General features: G+C 62.2%; 13 protein-coding genes. 2 read left to right on the top strand and 11 right to left on the bottom strand.

The window, feature by feature from the left end; all coding sequences use genetic code 11:
* Positions 1–139 precede the first annotated feature (139 nt).
* Positions 140–1,054: a LysR family transcriptional regulator gene (locus ACZ9BB_RS25990; RefSeq protein ID WP_476217435.1), complete on the top strand. Its 915-nt coding sequence runs from the start codon at positions 140–142 to the stop codon at positions 1,052–1,054.
* A gap of 46 nt (positions 1,055–1,100) precedes the next feature.
* Here ACZ9BB_RS25990 and madM read toward each other — a convergent pair whose 3' ends face one another.
* The 9 genes from madM to mdcA form a co-directional block, all read right to left on the bottom strand.
* Positions 1,101–1,865, bottom strand: coding sequence for a malonate transporter subunit MadM (madM, locus tag ACZ9BB_RS25985; protein ID WP_476217433.1), 765 nt, complete (start codon positions 1,863–1,865; stop codon positions 1,101–1,103).
* Position 1,866: 1 nt separating this feature from the next.
* The gene (madL, locus tag ACZ9BB_RS25980; RefSeq protein ID WP_476217431.1) at positions 1,867–2,283 is read right to left on the bottom strand and encodes a malonate transporter subunit MadL; all 417 of its coding nucleotides are present in this window, start codon (positions 2,281–2,283) and stop codon (positions 1,867–1,869) included.
* Between the two features lie 66 nt (positions 2,284–2,349).
* Positions 2,350–3,261, bottom strand: a complete 912-nt coding sequence (gene mdcH / locus ACZ9BB_RS25975) for a malonate decarboxylase subunit epsilon (RefSeq protein WP_476217430.1) — start codon at positions 3,259–3,261, stop codon at positions 2,350–2,352.
* Complete coding sequence (locus ACZ9BB_RS25970) at positions 3,258–3,878, bottom strand: malonate decarboxylase holo-ACP synthase (protein ID WP_476217428.1); 621 nt, start codon at positions 3,876–3,878, stop codon at positions 3,258–3,260. Before ACZ9BB_RS25970 ends, mdcH begins: the two co-directional genes overlap by 4 nt.
* Entirely contained in the window at positions 3,872–4,675 is an 804-nt protein-coding gene (gene mdcE / locus ACZ9BB_RS25965; protein WP_476217426.1) for a biotin-independent malonate decarboxylase subunit gamma, read from the bottom strand. The genes ACZ9BB_RS25970 and mdcE overlap by 7 nt, the downstream gene beginning before the upstream one ends.
* Positions 4,672–5,523 (bottom strand): biotin-independent malonate decarboxylase subunit beta, encoded by an 852-nt coding sequence (locus tag ACZ9BB_RS25960; RefSeq protein WP_476217424.1) that lies wholly within the window; start codon positions 5,521–5,523, stop codon positions 4,672–4,674. Before ACZ9BB_RS25960 ends, mdcE begins: the two co-directional genes overlap by 4 nt.
* Entirely contained in the window at positions 5,516–5,815 is a 300-nt protein-coding gene (locus tag ACZ9BB_RS25955) for a malonate decarboxylase subunit delta (protein WP_007941972.1), read from the bottom strand. The genes ACZ9BB_RS25960 and ACZ9BB_RS25955 overlap by 8 nt, the downstream gene beginning before the upstream one ends.
* The gene (locus ACZ9BB_RS25950) at positions 5,815–6,690 is read right to left on the bottom strand and encodes a triphosphoribosyl-dephospho-CoA synthase (protein ID WP_476217422.1); all 876 of its coding nucleotides are present in this window, start codon (positions 6,688–6,690) and stop codon (positions 5,815–5,817) included. The genes ACZ9BB_RS25955 and ACZ9BB_RS25950 overlap by 1 nt, the downstream gene beginning before the upstream one ends.
* On the bottom strand, positions 6,690–8,360 hold the full coding sequence (gene mdcA, locus ACZ9BB_RS25945) for a malonate decarboxylase subunit alpha (RefSeq protein WP_476217421.1): 1,671 nt from the start codon (positions 8,358–8,360) through the stop codon (positions 6,690–6,692). The genes ACZ9BB_RS25950 and mdcA overlap by 1 nt, the downstream gene beginning before the upstream one ends.
* Positions 8,361–9,042: 682 nt before the next feature.
* Here mdcA and ACZ9BB_RS25940 point away from each other — a divergent pair.
* Positions 9,043–9,420, top strand: coding sequence for a DUF6124 family protein (locus ACZ9BB_RS25940; protein WP_476217419.1), 378 nt, complete (start codon positions 9,043–9,045; stop codon positions 9,418–9,420).
* A gap of 417 nt (positions 9,421–9,837) precedes the next feature.
* Here ACZ9BB_RS25940 and ACZ9BB_RS25935 read toward each other — a convergent pair whose 3' ends face one another.
* Both ACZ9BB_RS25935 and ACZ9BB_RS25930 read right to left on the bottom strand, forming a co-directional pair.
* Positions 9,838–10,293 carry a chemotaxis protein CheW gene (locus tag ACZ9BB_RS25935; protein ID WP_476217417.1) on the bottom strand — a complete coding sequence of 152 codons (456 nt, stop codon included), beginning with the start codon at positions 10,291–10,293 and terminating at the stop codon, positions 9,838–9,840.
* Positions 10,286–16,189: an Hpt domain-containing protein gene (locus tag ACZ9BB_RS25930; protein ID WP_476217415.1), complete on the bottom strand. Its 5,904-nt coding sequence runs from the start codon at positions 16,187–16,189 to the stop codon at positions 10,286–10,288. The genes ACZ9BB_RS25935 and ACZ9BB_RS25930 overlap by 8 nt, the downstream gene beginning before the upstream one ends.
* Positions 16,190–16,199 lie beyond the last annotated feature (10 nt).

Here is a 16,199-nt window from a genome sequence, read left to right as displayed (position 1 = left end):
GTTGCTCACCTCGAAATTCATTCCCGCAGTGCGCAAGGCTCAAGCCTTGAGACTAAAAGCGCAATGTTTCAGAACACAATGCTCCCTACAAAAACCCACATACGTGCACAATCGAGCCATTCGAATAAGAGTCTGGCCCATGCTGATCGATGAAGAGTTGACCCTAAAAAAACTCGAGGTGTTCCTGGCCTTCATGCGCACCGGCAACCTGGCCCGCGCGGCTGCCGAATTGCAGACCAGTAACGTCAGCGTACACCGCGCCATCCACTCCCTGGAAAGCGCCCTGCGTTGCCCGTTATTCAAACACGAAGGCCGCAACCTCACGCCGCTGGAAAGCGCTTATGTGCTGGAAGAACGGGCACAGAAGCTGATTCAGGATGTACTCGAAAGCGTGCGCCTGACCCGCGAAGCCGCCGGGTTCTCCGCGGAGCGTTTCAAACTTGGGTCGCTGTATTCGCTGACGGTGAAGACCGTGCCGCAGCTGATCATGGGCCTGAAAATCCGCCGCAGCGAACTCAATATCGACCTGATCCTGGGCTCGAACATCGACCTGTTGTACAAGCTCAAGAACATGGAAGTCGACGCGATCCTGGTGTCGCTGGACGACAGCGTCAACGACCCGGATTGTGAGCACATCCCGCTGTTTTCCGATGACATCTTCCTCGCCACCCCGGCTGATTCGCCCTTTGCCCAGCGGACCGAAGTCGATCTGGCCGAGGTGCGCGACGAGACATTCATCACCTTGACCCAAGGCTTCGCCACGCATCAGGACGGTATTCGGGTGTTCAAGCAGGCGGGGTTCGAGCCGAAGGTGGCGATGCAGGTCAACGACATCTTCACCCTGCTGAGCATGGTCAGCTCCGGGGTGGGCTATGCGTTGCTGCCGGGAAGAATCGCGGCGGTGTATGAGAACCGGGTGAAGCTGATTCCATTGCAGGAAAAGTATCGGTTGCAGCAGCACATTGGTGTGGTGTTTCTGAAGGCCAAGGAGCGTGACCCGAATTTGCTGGCGTTGTTGGCGGAGTGCCGGATGTATGCCAATCGGCAGGTTTGAGTGTGGCGAGGGAGCAAGCTCCCTCGCCACAAGAAGCAGTGATTCGTTAGCCGACAATCCCGCGAACAATGAAGTACAGCAACGAAGGCCCAAGCAAACACCCAAGCCCGGTATGGAACGTCGCCGTCAGCGCGCCATACGGCACCAGCCGCCGATCCGTCGCCGCCAGCCCTGCCGTCACCCCACTCACCGTCCCGGCCAAGCCGCCAAACACCATCGCCGAGCGCGGGTTATCCAGGCCCATCCAGCGTGCCGCCACCGGTGTGCCGACCATCACCAGAATCGCCTTGATCAGCCCGGTGGCAATCGACAACGCCATCACATCGGACGTGGCACCAATCGCCGCTCCGGTGACTGGCCCGACGATGTACGTCACCGCGCCCGCGCCAATGGTGGTCATGCTGATCGCATCGCGATAACCGAACACCCAGGCCATGCTCGCCCCGACAATGAACGGCAGAATCGTGCCCAGCAGCAGCGCGATGACGCCAATCATCCCGGCCTTTTTCGCTTCGGTGGCCTGCACCTCGAACGCCGTGGCGACAATGGCGAAGTCCCGCAGCATGGCGCCGCCCATCAAACCAATACCGGAAAACAGCGACAAATCCGCCAGGCCTTTTTGCCCGCCGGTCAGGGTGCCGCCGACCCAGGCCAGCACCAGGCCGATGACGATGGCAATCGCCGAGCCGTGAATCCTCCCGAAGGTCAGGCGCTTGGACAACACCACCGACACCCACATGATCACGCCAACGAAGGCGAATGCCGTGATCAGACCGTTATGTTCCAGACCTTTCTCGATGAGATCCCACATATCAGCGGCCTCCTGCAGGCGCGACAACCGACGTTACGTCCGTCGGTTCATCGGGTAAGGGTTCGCCCTTGTGGGTCCGGCTGATCAGCGCAATGGTGCAGCCACAGAGCACCACCGAACCAATCGCCGCCAACACCGCCACCGGGCCGCCGTGCAGGGCCGTGACTACGTTCTGTTGCGCGGCCATCGCCACCACCACCGGAATGTACATGGCGCCCCAGAAGCCGACGCCCATCTCGCAATCCTTGGTCATGCCGCCGCGTTTTTGCATCCACAACCGCGCGCAAATCAGCAGGATCATCGCGATCCCGACCCCGCCGACGTTGGATTTCACACCCAGCAACACGCCGAGCATGTCACCCATGATCACCCCTGCCAGCGTACAGATCGCCAACAGCGCCACACCGTAAATAATCATTGTTGTAGTCCTCAAAGTGCATCGTCGGAATTGTTGTTCTTGTAGTTCGCAGCCTGAGTCGGTGGTCTAGGGTTGGCGGCTTCCCTCCTCACGCAACAGCGCCTGCAAGGTATCGAGCCGCGCACCGTCGAAGGCAATCACGGTGCCCTGCTCGAAGACCCGGCGCGCCAGCCCGGTCAACACCGCACCGGGCGGCAGTTCGATCTGTAGACGTACGCCACGCTCGTAAGCGCTTTGTACCGTGCCGCGCCAATCCACCACGCGGCACATGTTGAACGCCAGGTCGTCACGCAGGGCGTCGGTATGGGTGACAGGCCGTGCGCGGCTGCCGCTCAAATAACCCAGTGTCGGCGCCTTCAACTGCACCTTGGCGAAGGCTTCGGCCAAGGCTCTTGCCGGTGTATCCAGCAACGGGCAATGGGACGGCACGCTGACCGCCAGACGCTTGGCCAGACCGGCGCCACGCCCCTTCGCCAACTCGGCAACCGCTTTCATCGCCTCGTCGCTGCCAGCAATCACCACTTGGGTATCGGCGTTGATATTGGCCAGGTAAACCGGGGTGTCGACGCTGTGAACCTGCGCCAGCAAGCCTTCCACCGTCGCCAGATCCAGACCGATGATCGCGGTCATGCCATAGCCCTGAGGATAAGCCTGCTGCATCAGCTCACCGCGCAGCCTGACCAGATGCAACGCATCACTGAAGCTCAAGGCGCCGGCAACCACCGCTGCCGGATAGGCGCCGATGGACAATCCGGCCACGTAGTCCGCCTTCAATGAGAACTGGCGTGAAGCGGCGACTCCGGCGATCAGCAGGCATAACTGAACCGCCCTCGTCGACTGCAACGCCTCGGCAGAATCGAGCAACAAAACATCTTCACCCAGCACCTCGCTCGCCTCGATCAGCGTTTCCCGAGGCAAGCGATGGAGCATGCCTGGTTGCTGCGCACCTTGGCCCGGGAACACCAGCAAGCTGCTCATGCTGCTTGCTCCTGCGGGTTCCAGGGATCGATCACCAGGCAGGCGACCTGAGCATTTTTGAGCAGCACCCGATGCGGCGGGCCGGCCCATTCGCGCAGGGCGACTGCGCCGTAAGGCGTCTGCAATTGCATGTCCACCAGGCACTCCGCGGTGCCCAGCAGAGTCACCAATGCCTGCGATTGAGGTCGGCTCAACGGCTGCGGAGTACGCAGAATCAAATCGAGATCGCTGCGCTCATGGAGCGCCGCAAAACCGCTGGCCAATTCAAACCCGGCGCTGCCGCTGACACCCCACACCCAACCACAGGCGTCGAGCATTGGCCGCAGCTGCGCCAGCGCTCGCAACGCCGGCAGGTCCCGAGCCGTCTCGACATGACACAGCTCTTCCGGCCTTACCCGACGTGAAATCGCCGTGATCGCCATCGACGTTGCATAACGCTGCTCGCGCAAGCGTCCGCGCACGCCGACCGCGATTTGATCCGGTGCGGTAATCGCGCGCCGAACCACCACTGGCTGACCCGCGCTGACCGACTCGACTACCCACCCAGGCGCATCTGCAGGCAGCTGCTCCGGGGTCATCCCCCAAAGCAGGTCGTGGGCCAGAAACGTATTCACCACTGCTCTCTCAGCAGTTGGCGAACCTTGCTCGACGCGGCGCGATTGCTCGCACCCAAGCGGCCGCTCAAATCGCGACGACCTGCCCCGACATCCTCAATCGCCTGAACCAGACACTCGTTCACTCGCGCCAGATCCGCCGTCGTCGGCTGCTCGATCTGATCCACCGACAAGGTTTCCCAGAGCAGGCCCAGGCTGGCAAAGCTGTCGATGTCATAGGCCATCGGCGGCACGCTGGCGGCCAAGGCTTCAAGCTCTTCGACACTGCGCAAGGTGACCCGCGCCGCCGAAGCCTTGCCCATCGCATGCACCATCACGCCCGGATCGCGTAGCGCGATCAGCCGGTTGGCCTGATAGCCATGAGCGAGAAAGGCCCCGGACATTGCTTTGCCCACCAGCAAACCGATCACCGCATGCCCGGCCAGTCGGGCACGGGCATAACTGTCCGCAGCACCGGCCAAGGCTTGATGAATGCCAAGGGCCTCTTCGCGTCGACCGTAAGCCTGGCTCGGCACATCGACGATGGCGATCAGGGCACGCTTTTGAGGTTTGTCGTTATCCGCGGCAATGACGTCATCCACCGCTTTGGCCAGGCCCCAGCCTTCCAGTAAACCGACCTCGCCATTGCGGGCGCGGACGAAACGGTTGTCGGGATCGGCCACCACCGCAATAAATCGCACGGGCTGGTCACCCAGCGCACCATCGGCGACTTTCAACGACGCCGGCAAAGCCGCGACCGATTTCGCGCCGGCACTCAAGGCGTTGAACCAGTTCAAGCCTCTCAGGGAATACGAACTCATGAGCGCTCTCCTTGATACAGATCGCGAACCGTCGCCGGCTCGATTTGTGGTTTGGCGTCCAGACGCGCCAGCCGTTGCAGAAACCATTCGGCCTGGCGGCTACGTTGCTGCGCTGGCAAACCCTGCTGGAGCAACTCGCTAACCTGCTGCTGAATCTGCGCCACGTCGTCAGCCACGTAGCGATCCACCAACCCACTGGCGAAACGTTGCTCACCGCCGGTCAGGCTCCAGATAAACGGCCGGTCACGGGAGTCGTATTCCTCAAGACCGGCTTCCTGCTCAATCACTTGGGGGCCGTTGAGGCCGAGCCGCGCTTCCTGAGTCACCAGTAAATAGCTGCACAACCCGGCGGCAATCGACATGCCGCCAAAGCAACCGACGCTGCCGGCAACCACGCCGACTACCGGCTGGTACTGGCGCAGATCAACGATCGCCGCATGAATATCGGCAATCGCCGCCAGCCCCAGATTGGCCTCCTGCAATCGTACGCCACCGGTTTCCAGCAACAACACGGCGCGAGTGGGAATGCCTTTGCGGTTGTCCTCGGCGGCCAGTTCCAGCGCACCGGCAATCTTCGCCCCACCGACTTCACCCAAGCTGCCGCCCTGAAACGCGCCTTCGATGGCCGCGATCACCACCGGCAAACCGCCGAGGCTGCCCTTGGCGATCACCACGCCGTCATCGGCTTGCGGCACCACGCCCTGGCGCGACAGCCATGGCGACATGACCCGCTGAAACGGGTCGAGCAATTCGCGGAAGGAGCCGGCGTCGAGCAAGGCCTTGGCCCGTTGCCGGGCACCGAGTTCGACGAAGCTGTGTTTATTCAGCAAGGCTGCGCTATCAGTCATGACCGATCTCCTCGAAGCCTTGTTCCAGGCGCAAACGCACCACACCGGGAGTGGCGCCGAAATCGTGGATATCAATCGCCATCGCGGGCGGTGTCTGGCCGTCGAACATCCGCGCGAACAGATGCTGCCAGCGTTGTTCACTGCCGTTGACCGAGGTCTGCACCTGGATCGTCAGCTTGCCGGCCAGCCCCGGCTCGATCAGCACTTCCAGATCGCCCGAGCCGACGCAGCCCACCAGCGCCCTGCCCCGTGGCGGCTGCCCGGCGGGGAATTCAAAGGATAAGGTTTCCATCAAAACGCTCCCTGGAGGACGTCGACGCCCGACTCGATGCGGTCGATAAACAGGCAGGCTGCGAGCAAGTCCGCAGCACCGCCGGGCGAGGCATTCAACGCGATTAATTGTTGGTCCAGCTCATGCAAACGGCGGCGACCGGCCAGGCTCGCACTGCCGCCGGCGTCGAGTACTGCCTGGGCGCCGAGTTGCATGGTCTGCAGGCCGAGTTCGCCCGCACGGTAGAGCACGCAGGTGTCGGCCAGTGTCGTCATAATCGCCAGCAAGGCGTCGAGCCGGGCGTTCTGTTCGCCATGGCCGGCGGCGCGGCTGCGCTTGAGTTGCGGCAGGCCAAGTTGCAGCACGGCCGGGAAACCAAGCTGCGCTTCTTCACGGGCACCACGAACGCCGTAACGTTGGGCCACTTGAGCGCCATGGCTTAGGGGGCGCGGAGCGTAACGATCGTCTAGTAAGGCCAGGCGTGCGGCGCGCAACGTGATGCCGCTGGCGGTGCTGGATTCAGGTTCCAGCGCAGCGGCGGCTACCAACAACCCCAGCGCCCAGATCGCCCCACGATGAGTATTCACACCGTTGGTGGTAGCGAGCATCGTTTGCTCACCGTCACGACCAATCCGCCCAAGGGCTTCGCGCAGGGGTAAACCGACGTCGCCAAACTCGCTGGCCGCGTCCGCCATTGCCTTGAATGTCGGCCATAAAGACAACGCGGAAGCGTGCATCAGCCCGAGGTGCAAGTCGGTATGAGCACCATTGCCACGACGGTCCACCAGCGCCGGTTTCGGCGACAGATCCGCTTCATCGATCAGCGCGTCCACGGCCAGGTCCGCCAGCCGTTCGGCCAGGGTTAACGTTTTCGGTTGCAGGTTGAATGCGTGCATTACCAGCTCCTGAACTTGGCGGGCGGGTTGTAGAGGCCACCGGACCACTCCACCAGATCGGCCACGCTTTTCGCTGCGAGCAATTCGCGGGTGGCGTCAGTGCGGCGGATGCCGAGGTCTTCGGGCAAGGCGATCAAACCTTCGCGGCGCATACGGGCGGTGTCTTTCGGGTTGTGGCGCAGGCCGATGGCGGTCACTCCGGCGACGGCGGCGATCATCGCCTGACGTTCTTCCAGCGAACGCGCCTTGTACAAATAGGCAATGCCTTCTTCGGTCAACAGGTGAGTGACGTCGTCGCCGTAGATCATGATCGGTGCCAGCGGCATGCCGCTTTTCTTCGCCACTTCCACTGCGTCGAGGGTTTCAACGAAGGTCGGTTTGCCGCCCTCCTGAAAGGTCTCGACCATCTGCACCACGAGTTTCTTGCCGCGTTCGAGCATCGGCTCGGCGACGTCGGTGTGGCGCATGTCGAGCCACGCCGGTGTGCCGTGACGACGACCGCGCGGGTCGTGGCCCATGTTCGGCGCACCACCGAAACCGGCCAGGCGGCCGCGAGTCACGGTGGAGGAATGGCCATCGCCATCGACTTGCAGGGTCGCGCCGATGAACAGGTCCACCGCGTACTGCCCGGCCAATTGGCAGAACATCCGGTTGGAACGCAGTGAACCGTCGCGGCCGGTGAAGAACACATCGGGCCGGGCAGCGATGTAGTTTTCCATGCCCAGTTCGGTGCCGAAGCAATGCACGCTTTCGACCCAGCCGCTTTCGATGGCCGGGATCAGGGTTGGATGCGGGTTAAGGGTCCAGTTGCGGCAGATCTTGCCCTTCAAACCGAGGGATTCGCCGTAGGTCGGCAGGATCAGTTCGATGGCGGCGGTGTTGAAACCGATGCCGTGGTTGAGGGACTGGACGTTGTGTTTTTCGTAGATCCCACGGATCGCCATCATCGCCATCAACACATGCACAGGCTTGATGTGCCGTGGGTCGCGGGTGAACAGCGGTTCGATGTAGAACGGCTTGTCGGCCACCACCACGAAATCGACCCAGGACGCCGGGATGTCGACGCGAGGCAGGTCGCTGACGTCGTCCACCAATTGGTTGACCTGAACGATGACGATGCCATCGCTGAAGGCGGCCGGTTCGATCAACGCCGGGGTATCTTCGGTGCTGGGGCCGGTGTAGATGTTGCCGGCGCGGTCGGCCATGAAACCGGCCGAGAGCACGACGTTGGGAATCAAGTCGACCACCAGCCGCGCATAGAGCTCGATGTAGGTGTGGATCGCGCCGATTTCCAGCAGGCCGTCTTCAAGCAACTGGCTGATGCGCAGGCTCTGGGTGCCGGCGAAAGAGAAGTCGAGCTTGCGCGCAATGCCGCGCTCGAACAGGTCCAGGTGCTCGGAACGCCCGACGCTGGGCATGATCATGTGCAGATCATGCAGCTTCGCGGGATCGGCCTTGGCCAGGGAGCGAGAGAGGAAATCCGCCTGCTTCTGGTTATTGCCCTCCAGCACCACACGGTCGCCGGGCAGGATCAATGCCTCCAGCGCCGCAACGATCTTGTCGGTGGGCAACACCACACCGTCGGCAAGCCCCTTCACCAATTCGAGGCGCCGCTGCTTTTCGCTGCGCCGCCGCGTCCATCGCGAGTCGGGGGATATTGTTGTTGTCATGACCACTCCACGGGTTCGCTGTCGTGGGAGTCACCTTAGGAGGGTGGGGGCGGGGCATCAATCAAGCAGAGTGTTGGATTGTTACGGTCAGGGTAACGATCAGCGATAAGTCCCAAAATAGGACCGATCGGTCCCTTTTTGGGAATCTTCAACCTGACGCAGAAACCTTTGTGGCGAGGGGGCTTGCCCCCGCTCGGCTGCGCAGCAGTCGTAAAACCATTGCGTGCGGTGTACCTGTTACACCTCGATTGCAGGTTTTGGGGCCGCTCCGCGACCCAGCGGGAGCAAGCTCCCTCGCCACAGGGATCCGGTCAGACCGATCGGGGTTTTGTGTTTAAAAGTTTGTCCGCAGGAACGGTGAGAGGCTACACAACCTTGCGTCGCTGCCTACAGCAATGCCGGAACCCGCCGACTGGTGCGGTTTTGCGTTGATCTTTATCGTTTGTGTGTCGCTGGCAATTCAGCGACCGGGCTTGGAACCCCGAGGTGTGGAAGGCGCAAAAGCGCCCCTCATGACGTATGCTTGCGCACCTTTAATGTGTGTACTCCGTTATGGCGGCTGTGCGCGGGAGACCTTCGGGTCTGCCGGGTTTTCTCCACCTCGGGTTCCAACCTGCGTACAGCTGCCACCCCTTCGCTTGGAACCGATGGAGCAGCTGAAACTCATTACTGGAGATGCACAATGTTCAAAGCTACTCCCAACCCGCCAGAATCCGGGACCGATTCCCAAGCCTCCCTCGAAGCCGAGAAACTCAAGGAAGCCGCCGACCGCGCCTTCTCCCATTACTTCCCGTCACCCCACGAAAAACCGGCCAAGCGCCGTAAATCCCGGCTTTTCACCGTCTCCCCGGACATCGACACCGAAGCCCTTCTGGCCAATGCCTCCGAAGACCTGCTGTCCATCAGCGCCATTGCTGCCGATCTGGCGGACGATGTGGAAGGCTCACGCCGCTCTGTAGCCTTGGCGCTCAGCCGTTTGGCAGATGGCGTGCAGTTGTTGGTCGAGCGAGTGCTGGATCATCATGAGTCGTTGCAGATGAAGGCTCGGGCCGGGGTTTAGCGCAGAACCCCTGTGGCGAGGGGGCTTGCCCCCGTTCGGCTGCGCAGCAGTCGTAAAACCATTATTCTCGGTGTACCTGATACACCTCGATTGCAGGTTTTGGGGCCGCTTCGCGACCCAACGGGGGCAAGCCCCCTCGCCACAGGAAAATGCATGCGGTTTACCTGACAGACCTCGATTGCAGGTTTTAGGGCCGCTTCGCGACCCAGCGGGAGCAAGCTCCCTCGCCACAGGAAAATGCATGCGGTTTACCTGATACACCTCGATTGCAGGTTTTGGGGCCGCTTCGCGACCCAGCGGGAGCAAGCTCCCTCGCCACAGGAAAATGCATGCGGTTTACCTGATAGACCGCGATTGCAGGTTTTGGGGCTGCTTCGCAACCCAACGGGGGCAAGCCCCCTCGCCACGGGGATCCGGTTAGACCAGACCCGCACTTACAAGCAGTTCCTCCAGCGCGAGCAAGTCAGGCACTTTGGCCACTTGCTCCCCCACCTGCACCGCCGCCTGCTCCAGCGAACACAACGGCACATCCACATAACTCAACTGACTGTCGAGCTTGTAAGAGCGCGGAATCCCCTGCACCAGCAGCGCAATGAACTTCAGCTCAGGCCGTCCGCCGAGGGCATTGAGGATGACGATCCGTGCTCGCTCACCGATCACCACTTTATTGCCACATGCCGATTCGAAACTGAGTAATGGAATCTGTCGTTCACGCCATGTCACCCGCCCCAGGTACCACGGCGGCGTGTCGAGGTCGAAGGCGCCGGGTTGGTAGTCGATGAGTTCGGCGACGGCGATGTTGGGCAGGATCAGGTTGCGGTCGGCCAGGGGCAGCAGCAGGCCGGTGAGGTTGCTGGAGCGGTGTTCATGCATGGGTTTTGCTCCAGCGGGTGATGCTGTCGAGCAGCACCGATTCCTGGTATGGCTTGCCGAGGTAGTCGTTGACGCCGATGGCCATGGCGCGGTCGCGGTGTTTCTGGCCGGTGCGGGAGGTGATCATGATGATCGGCAGATGCCGCAAGCGCTCGTCGGCGCGCACTTGGGTCGCCACTTCGAAGCCGTCCATGCGCGGCATTTCGATGTCTAGCAGCATCAGGTCGGGCATGTGCTCTTCGAGCAGTAACATGGCGTCGACACCGTCCTTGGCGGTCAGCACGTTCATACCGTGGCGTTCCAGCAGACGGCTGGTGACCTTGCGCACGGTGACCGAATCGTCGACCACCAACACCAGCAAGGGCCGTTGCGGCTCGGGCTCTACTTCCTGAGTCACAGGCCGCTTCGGCACCTGTGCTTGCATCGCGCGGATCGGCGACAGCAAGTCGAGAATCAGCACCACCCGACCATCGCCGAGAATCGTCGCGCCGGACAAACCCTGCACCGCCGCAAACTGCGGGCCGAGGCTCTTCACCACGATTTCCCGGGTGCCCGCCATGGCATCCACCTGCACCGCGACATGCCGCTCATTGCACTGCACCAGCAATACCGGCAACGGCAGGCTCTGGCCCAGCAGTTTTGGGCGGGTGCTGGTTTTCAGCAGTTCACCGAGATAGCACAACTCGTAACGTTGCCCGGCGTATTCGTAGGTCGGTGGATCGAGCCGGTAATGCCCTTCGAGTTCGTTGGGCAATACACGCACGATGCCGTCGATGGTGTTCAGCGGGATCGCGTATTGATCCTCCCCACACTGCACCATCAGCGCACGGTTGACCGACACGGTGAACGGCAGGCGAATCCGGAAGTGCACGCCCTGCCCCGACGTCGAGTCGATGCTCATGCTACCGCCCAGCTGCCGGACTTCTTCGTGAACCACGTCCATCCCCACGCCACGCCCGGAAATCTGGGTGATTTTCTCAGCGGTGGAGAACCCCGGTTGCAGGATGAATTGCAGCACGTCACGGTCGCTGATGTCGCTGTCCGGGTCGAGCAGCCCGCGCTTGATCGCCTTGCGCCGCACAGCGTCCAGCGGCACGCCGGCACCGTCATCGCGGATGTCGAAAATGATGTCGCCGCCCTCTCGGGACAGGTCCAGGGTGATCCTGCCCTGAGCCGGTTTACCCGCCGCGACACGCACCTCGGCCGATTCCAGCCCGTGGTCGACGGCGTTGCGCAGCATGTGTTCCAGCGGCGCGGCCATGCGTTCGAGGACATTGCGGTCCATCTCGCCTTCGGCGTTGCCGACAATGAACTCCACGTCCTTGCCCAGCTCGCCGGAGACCTGACGCACGATGCGTTTCAAGCGCGGCAACATCCGTTCGAACGGCACCATGCGCGTGCGCATCAGACCTTCCTGCAATTCGGTGTTGATGCGCCCCTGCTGTTGCAGCAGGTTTTCCGCGTCCTGATTACGCCGGTCGAGGGTTTCCTTGAGGTCAAGCAGGTCGGAGGCGGACTCGAACAGCGCCCGTGACAGTTGTTGCAGCTGCGAGTGGCGGTCCATCTCCAATGGGTCGAATTCTTCGTAGCCCAGGCGTTCGGCATCGACTTGCTGACGGCTGAGAATCCGCCCCTGGGTTTCGGTGTCGAGGCGGCGCAACTGGTCGCGGATACGCTCGATGGTGGTTTCCATCTCGCTCAAGGCCACGCGTGCGTCGTTGACCTGTTGTTCGATACGCCCGCGGAAGATTGAAGTTTCCCCCGCCAGGTTGACCAGATCGTCGAGCAATTCCGCCGAGACCTTGACCGTGTCAGTGCCTTCGGGTTGCGGTGCGGGCGGTTCGGCCTTGGGTACTGCGGGCATCACCTCCGGTGCCGGTGTTTCGGGCACTGCCGGATGGCTGAAATTCTTGATCGCGTCGATCAGTCGATCAGCCGGCGGCAACGGCTGACCGGCGCGGGTAGCGTCGAGCATCTGCGCCAGCCGGTCATGGCTGCTTTGCAACAGCGTAAACAGTGCCGTAGTCGGTTGCAGCGCCCCCGCCGACAAGCCTTCGTAGAGGAATTCCAGTTCATGGGCCAGGTCGCCAATCGGCGCAATTTCCACCATCCGCGCGCCCCCTTTGAGGGTGTGCAGGTCGCGCAGCAGGGTTTCCACCTCCTGGCGATTCGAAGGCTCGGCCTGCCAGCGCAACAGCGCCGCGCCGGAATTTTCGATGATGTCGAAACCTTCCTCGAGGAAGATTTCCAGAAGCTCTGGATCATGGCCCGCCGAATCATTGCTGGCCGCCGGTTCGATCACTTCGGCGCTGCCGGCATTGCCCAGGCGAAACGCCCGAATGGCCTCGATCAATTCGCCCGGGTCACCCAGGGAGCGGTTGCTCTGCAACTGCTCAAGGAACAGCGCCAGTCGGTCATGGCTCCGTTGCAGCAACTGCGCCAGCGCCTCGCTGTGGCTGTAACGGCGGTCCACCAGGCCTTCGTAAAGGCTTTCCAGTTCATGGGCCAGATCGCCGACCGGCTCGACCTCGGCCATTCGTGCACCGCCCTTGAGGGTGTGCAAATCGCGCTGCAAGGACAACAACGGTGCAGCGTTGTCCGGGTCGCTCAGCCAGCGCTGCAAGGCCTGGCCGACGCTTTCGAGGATATCCACCGCTTCTTCAAGGAAGATCGAAACGATTTCGTCATCCAGTTCCACCTGAGTCGCGGCCTGCTCCAGCTCGGCTGTGGCGCTGCCTAACTCGCGAATGCTCAGGGTGCGGCTGCCGTCACTGCGGATCAGGCCCATGGCGGAGGGGTCGAGACTCGCATCAAGCAAGCCACGCAAGGCTTGCACCCGCTGCGGTTGCGCCGTGACTTCCTGGCCCGCGGCCAGTTCGTCGAGCATGTTGATCAGCGCTTCGTGGGCACTTTGCGCCTCATGGAAAAACGCCTCGCTGACCGCCAGGCTGCTTTCTTCCACCGCGCCATAGAGGTCGAGCAAGGCTTCGCAGAGTTCATCCACCGGATGCAGGTCGGCCAGGTGTGCGCCTTCGCCCAAGGTGGTCAATTCATCCAGCAGCGCGCTGAGTTCCAGGCGCTCACCGGGGTGTTGCTGCCAGCGCTGCAACAGACTTTCGGCGTCCAGCAGGATGTCCATGCCCTGGGCAAGGAAGTTATTGATCAGTTGCGGATCACGCTTGATGCGCAGCTTCGTATTGGGCGTACTCAAGAGGCTTTCCAGACGCTCGGCCAGCAATGCCCGGGTTCGCTCGATCAACGAGCGGGCGTCGGGGATTTCGGCCTGCGGGTCGTTCTTGAGCTGTCGCAGCCCAAGGCGGAACAAGCCTTCGGCTTCCAGCAGCAATTCGACTTCATCGAGGTCGAGGGCAATCCGGTGCGCCTTGTACTCCCGAGTGAGTTGATCCAGCGACGCCGCCAGCTCGGCAATCGGCAGCACGCCGGCCATCGAGGCGCTGCCCTTGAGCGTGTGCAAGGCCCGCTGCAACTCGTCGCTGGCCTGCAGCGGTACGTGCTCGGCGGCCTGATCGAGGAAGCGATTGAGGCTGTTCAAATGGGTTTGCGCTTCGTTACGGAAGATCTCCAGCAACAATGGATCGAGCGCCGCGACATCCTGCGCGTCTTCATCGGACACTGGCTCATCCCCCTTGGCGAGGGCATGGGCGCGCGCGGCCAATTGATCGACATCGTTACGCTGGCGCTGGGCATTGGCGGCAAATTCAGCCACCAATTCCGGCAGCAACTTCAACGCATCGCCCACCAGGTGTTGCACCGCAGGTGACGGCGCAACGCTGTGTTCAAGCACGCGGTTGAGCAGGTTTTCCACCGCCCAGGCCAGCTCGCCCAGCACCAGCGCGCGGACCATCCGGCCACTGCCTTTGAGGGTGTGGAAGGCGCGACGCAATTCACTCAAGGCCGATGTGTTGTCGGGATTGGTCGTCCAACGCGGCAGGTATTCCCGGAGAATTTCCAGCACCTCGTCGGTTTCTTCGAGGAAGACCTCACGCAGCTCATCGTCCACCGGCTCTTCATCGGCGGGCGGCGGCAACAGGCTGCCCGGCGTCGTCAGCGCTGGCGGGTTGACGGACGACACCGGACTGGCCAGCACATCAGCCAACGACTGGACGATTTCGGGGTCATCCAGTTCCAGCATGTCCTGCATCACCAGGGCTTCACTGGAGTTGAGCACATCCTCAAGCATCGGCACGTGCTGTTCGCTGGGGAAGAAGCCGAGTGAGACCAGGCCTTTTTCCGCAACGTCGAGCAGGTGTTCCCCCGGTGCTTCGGGGTCGTCGCCGAGGCGCTCCAGGTAATACTCGATGCTGGTGATGACATCGGCCAAGCTGTCCAGTTGCTGCCAGCCGGGCTGGCCCGGGTCCACCAGCAGATGTTCGCGGATGAAGCCGTTGCAGGCCTCGACCAGGCTCGCCGCGCGGGCCAACGGAATCATCGCCAGCGCACCGCGCACTTGGGTCAGTAACGCCGGCAAGGGCTGCAAATACTGGCGGTCCCAGTCGGCGTCGATGTAGTCGACGATCATGTCTTTGGCCTGTTGCAGGCAGATGCGCGCTTCCTTGATCACGATCTGGTGGATCTGCGTCAGGTCGGTGGTCGGCAGACGGCTGTCTTCCTGGCTTTGCGGCTCCACGGTGCCGACCATGCCGGCCAGGTTCGCTTCGACGTAGAGCAAGGCCCCGGCGACGTCCATGAGGGTCGCATCGTTGGGCTCGCGTTGGCCCTGGGCGAGGCTCAGCACCACCGCCAGTTGATCGATGATGACCTTGCGCGGCTGGCCGAAACCGAGCACCGCCAGGGTGTCGGCGATTTGCCGCAGGGGCGCCAACAGGCTTTCGAGGTCTGAGGTGTGCTGGCGGTCGCTGCGCACGAACAGGTCCAGGCGTTCCTTGACCCGCACCAGCTCTTCGCACAGCGCCGCCAATACCGAGCGCATGGCGTCGCGGTCAGGGCCGGCCAGCCGTGCCCGTTCTTCATCGACCATCGCGCCGTCGGGTAGCGCATCGTCAAGTGAGTAGCGATCTTTCATGGTCAGCATCTGCCCGGTGGGGTGTTCGGCCTTGGCAATATAGAACAACAAACTCTTGAGCAACTCCGGCGGCGCCGGTTGATTGATTCCGGCCATGCCCTGTTCGAGCAAACGCTTGAGCTCTTTGTCTGCCTCCTTGAACAGGCTGCGCAACGCCGGGCTATTGGCGATCGAGCCATTGCGCATGCCTTCGACCAGCGCCGAAGCGACTTGCCATAACGGGCTCAGGGGCGCATTGGCGCACAAGTCTTCGAGGCGCGTAAAAACCCTGGCCAGATAACCGAAGTGGGTTTCGTCATCCTGCTCGCGCAGCAAGCCGGCCAGTGCCATCTGCACCATCTGCCGCAACTTGCGCAGCACGTTCGGCAAGTCGGGCGGTTCCAGCAGCGCCAGGGCTTCTTCGCTCAGGGGCGGCAGGTCCGGCAGTTGCGGGCTGAACAGGCTGGTTTCCGACAACAAGCTTTCACCACGGGCGCTGCGCAGGTCGTTGATCAGCGGCAACACCACCAGCGGCAAGTCACGACGGGCGCCTTGTACCCGATCGAGGTAAGTCGGCAGTTGCCCCAGGGCTTGCAGCAAGAGATGGATCGCCTCGTCGCGATGGCTGACGCGGTTCTGCTGCAAGGCCGTGGTCAGCTGCTCGATCTCTTCGGCAAGCAGGGCCGCGCCGTAGAACTCGACCATCTGCAAACCGCCGTGAACCTGATGGACACAGGCCAGACACTCACTCAGGGCGTGCGTCGCCTGCGGGTCATCGATCAGGGTTTCGATTGCCTGATGAGCCTGCTTCAGCGTTTCGGCAATCTCGCCTTTGACCCATTCGAGGGCCACATAGTCGTGCCGATCACCCATAACTACTCCA

It is taken from the genome of Pseudomonas sp. TE3552 (assembly GCF_056278945.1).
This window is presented reverse-complemented; position numbering and strand designations above follow the sequence as displayed.